Annotated in this window: 3 protein-coding genes; 2 read left to right on the top strand and 1 reads right to left on the bottom strand. The window is 70.4% G+C overall.

Annotated features, from left to right (window positions below; translation table 11 throughout):
* Window positions 1-858 (top strand): Ldh family oxidoreductase (locus ACESL7_RS13940; protein ID WP_372893912.1); only part of this gene is annotated, 858 nt, incomplete at its 5' end.
* Between the two features lie 197 nt (window positions 859-1,055).
* Here ACESL7_RS13940 and ACESL7_RS13935 read toward each other — a convergent pair.
* Window positions 1,056-2,024: an ABC transporter substrate-binding protein gene (locus tag ACESL7_RS13935; protein WP_372893911.1), complete on the bottom strand. Its 969-nt coding sequence runs from the start codon at window positions 2,022-2,024 to the stop codon at window positions 1,056-1,058.
* Window positions 2,025-2,346: 322 nt separating this feature from the next.
* On the opposite strand from ACESL7_RS13935, the gene ACESL7_RS13930 reads away from it, so the two are divergent.
* Entirely contained in the window at window positions 2,347-3,837 is a 1,491-nt protein-coding gene (locus ACESL7_RS13930; protein WP_372893910.1) for a SulP family inorganic anion transporter, read from the top strand.
* The last annotated feature ends 53 nt before the right edge of the window (window positions 3,838-3,890 follow it).

The following is a 3,890-nucleotide window of genomic DNA, read 5'->3' as shown; positions in this document are numbered from 1 at the left end:
CTCGCCTATATCCCGGTCTATTGCGAGCATCTGCGCTGCGGCAAGGTCCGGGGCGACGCGGCGCCCGAGGTCACGCGCCCGCGGCCCGGGCTCGTCGTCGCCGACGCGGGGCAGGGCTTCGCCCATGCCGCGATCGCGGCGGGCTTCGCCGAACTGACCCCGGCCGCACGGGCACAGGGCGTCGCGGCGCTCGCCGTGCGGGAGTCCTACAACTGCGGGGTGCTCGGCGTGCACACGCGGGCGCTGGCGCAGGCGGGGCTCATCGGCCTCGGCTTCACCAACGCGCCGGCCTCGATCGCGCCGGCGGGCGGGGCGACACCGGTGGTGGGCACCAACCCGATCTCGCTCGCCGCGCCGGACGGGGAGGGGGGCGTGGCCCTTCTGATCGACCAGAGCGCGAGCGTGATCGCCAAGTCAGAGATCATGGCGCACGCGCGGGAGGGCCGCGCGATCCCCGAGGGCTGGGCGCTCGGCCCCGACGGGGCGGCGACGACCGATCCCGAGCGCGCGCTCGCGGGCTCCATGGCGCCGGCGGGCGGTTACAAGGGCGCGGGCCTCGCGCTCCTGGTGGAGGTCATGGCGGCGGCGCTGACAGGCGCGACGCTCGGGCGCGATGCGAGCCCCTTCTCGGGGCCGAAGGGCGGGCCGCCGCGCACCGGGCAGTGCTTCATCGCGCTGGACCCGGAGGCGAGTTCGGGTGGCGCCTATGCCGCGCGCATCGCCGCGCTGACGGAGGCGATCCGCGCCGAGCCGGGCGCGCGGCTGCCGGGCGACGGGCGGGCCGCGGCGCGCGCCCGCGCAGAGCGCGACGGCGTGGCCGTGCGCGCCGCGACGCTGGAGCGGATCCGCGCGCTCTGACGGGCGCTCTGAAGCTTGCCCTGACGGGGGGCGGCGCGGCAGGCGGCCCCCGCATCTGTCAGAGGTCGTGGCGCAGAGGCGCCAAGGCGCCGCGTGACGGCGGCGCAGTCCCGAGACACCGGGGCTGATCCGCGCGCCTGGGCGCGGATCAGCCGAAACGGCCTCCGGCGCGGCATGTGCCGCACCGGAGGCGGCGCTCACTCCAGAAGGCCGGCGAGGTTCGCGCGGGCGTCCTCGTTGACCCAGTCGCGCCAGACGTCGGCGTTCGACTGGATGAAATGCGCCGCCGCCTCCTCGTTCGAGGCGTTGTTCTCGTCCTTCCAGGCGAGCAGGCCGTTCATCACGTCGATGTCGAAGCTGACGTTGCTCATCAGGTCGACGATCTCCGGCGCGCGCTCGCGGAACTCGGCGGTCACCACAGTCAGGACCGGCGCCGGCGGGAAATCCGAGACGCCGGGATCCGGGTTGTCCTGATTCTGGTTGGCGGCGTGGATCTCCTCGTCGACGGGGCCGAGCTCGACCTTGACCATGTCGTATTTGCCGAGCACCGAGGTGGGGCCGTAGACGTAGCCGAACCACGGCTCGCGGTCCTCGTAGGCGGCGGCGAGCGAGGAGAAGAGGGTCTCGGCCGAGCCGTGGTTGAACACCTCGAGACCCGCCTCCTCGATCCCGAGCGCCGGGATCAGGTTGTCGTTCACGATCCGGCAGCCCCAGCCGTCGGGGCAGTTGTCGAAGCGCCCGCCGACGAGGTCGGGGTTCTCCATCACGCCCTCGATCGTGGTCAGTTCCGGGTGCTCCTCGGCGAGGTAGGAGGGGATCCACCAGCCCTCGACACCCCCGGGCGCGAGGATGTCGGCCACCGGCTCGACCTTGCCCTCCTCCTCGAGGCGCGCGTAGACCTCGCCGGTGGAGTTCAGCCAGAGCTCCGTCACGATGTCGGGCTCGCCATTCTCGGCGAGCGAGGTGACGGCCGGGACGGTCGCCGAGGGCACCGTCGAGACGGTGCAGTCGTAGCCCTGCTCCATAAGGAACTTGGCGACGGCGGTGACGATCTGTGCGGAGGCCCAGTTCATCTCGGTGATCGAGACCTCGCCGCAGCTGTCCTGCGCGGCGGCGGGCGAGGCGAACGCCGCGGCGGCCGCGGCGGCGAGAAGTCGGGTTTTCATCGGTATGCTCCCTGTCGGTGTTCGTGCGTGGCGCTGTCGCGCTGTGCAGCGGCCCAAGCCGGGCGGCACGCAGTTCCGGATTGGGCACATGCCAGCCGCGCCGAGGCAAATCAGAAGTCCTGAAAAGGTGTTCACGGACCCTGAAGCGTCGCGGGTCGGGGCGGGCTTGCATCGCGCCCGGACTCCGATATGCTGCCGTGCAGCGAACCCAGTCCGGCGCCGCGCCGCAGGCACCGTGCCGCGGACACGCCGTCAACGACATGACAAGTGCGATGGCACGCCGCCCGATCACGGGCCGGGCGGCCGCGGAGCGTTACCCCAAATGATTTCTCTCTATGCCTACCGGAGCCAGTGGCTCGGCAACATCCGCGGCGACCTGCTCGCCGGCGTGGTGGTGGCGCTCGCGCTCATCCCCGAGGCGATCGCCTTTTCCATCATCGCCGGCGTCGACCCCAAGGTGGGACTTTACGCAAGTTTCTCCATCGCGGTGATCACGGCGATCACCGGCGGGCGGCCGGGCATGATCTCGGCGGCGACGGCGGCGACGGCGGTGCTGATGGTCACGCTGGTGGCCGAGCACGGGCTGCAGTATCTCCTCGCCGCGACCGTGCTCGCGGGGCTGTTGCAGATCGCGGCCGGTTTCCTGAGGCTCGGCTTCGTGATGCGCTACGTCTCGAAGTCGGTGATGACGGGCTTCGTCAACGCGCTCGCCATCCTGATCTTCATGGCCCAGCTGCCCGAGCTCGACCCGCGGCACGTCACATGGCTGACCTATGCGCTGGTCGCGGGCGGGCTGGCGATCATCTATCTCTTTCCGATGGTGACGACCGCGGTGCCCTCGCCGCTGGTGACGATCGTCGTGCTCACGGCGCTCACCGTCGCCTTCGGCTGGGACGTGCGCACGGTGGGCGACATGGGGGCGCTGCCCGACACGCTGCCCGTCTTCCTGATCCCCGACATCCCGCTCACCTTCGAGACGCTCCAGATCATCCTGCCCTATTCCGTGGCGGTGGCGGTCGTGGGCCTCCTCGAAAGCCTGATGACGCAGAACATCGTGGACGACCTGACCGACACGAAATCCGACCGCAACCAGGAGTGCGTGGGCCAGGGCCTCGCCAACACCGCGACGGGTTTCATCGGCGGCATGGCGGGCTGCGCGATGATCGGGCAGTCGATCATCAACGTGAAATCCGGCGGGCGCGGGCGGCTGTCGTCCTTCGCCGCCGGTGTCGTGCTGCTCGCGCTGGTGGTCGGGCTCGGCGACGTGGTGAGCGTGATCCCGATGCCGGCGCTGGTGGCGATCATGATCATGGTCGCGATCGGCACCTTCTCGTGGTCCTCGATCAAGAACCTGCGCGTGCATCCGCGCTCGTCCTCGGTGGTGATGATCGCCACGGTGGCGGTGGTGGTCTATACCCACAACCTCGCCATCGGGGTGCTGGTGGGCGTGCTCCTGTCGGGCATCTTCTTCGCGGCGAAGATCGCGCAGCTCTTCCGCGTGACGAGCGAGATCAGCGCCGACGGCCGGGTGCGGACCTACCGCGTCGAGGGACAGCTCTTCTACGGCTCGGTGGAGGACTTCATGGAGGCCTTCGACTTCCGCGAGGCGCCCGAGCGCGTGGTGATCGACGTGACGCACGCCCATATCTGGGACATCAGTTCGGTGCAGGCGCTCGACATGGCGATCCTGAAGCTGCGCCGCGACGGCGCCGAGGTCGAGGTCGTCGGCATGAACGAGGCGACCGAGACGCTGGTGGACCGGCTCGCCATCCACGACAAGCCCGGCGCGATGGACGCGCTCACCGGCCACTGAAGGAAGCGACCCATGACCGACAAGATCATCGCGCTGGTGGACGGCTCGATCTA

The sequence above is a fragment of the Rhodosalinus sp. genome (assembly GCF_041685465.1).
In the GTDB taxonomy this organism is placed as follows: Bacteria; Pseudomonadota; Alphaproteobacteria; order Rhodobacterales; family Rhodobacteraceae; genus Rhodosalinus.
This window is presented reverse-complemented; position numbering and strand designations above follow the sequence as displayed.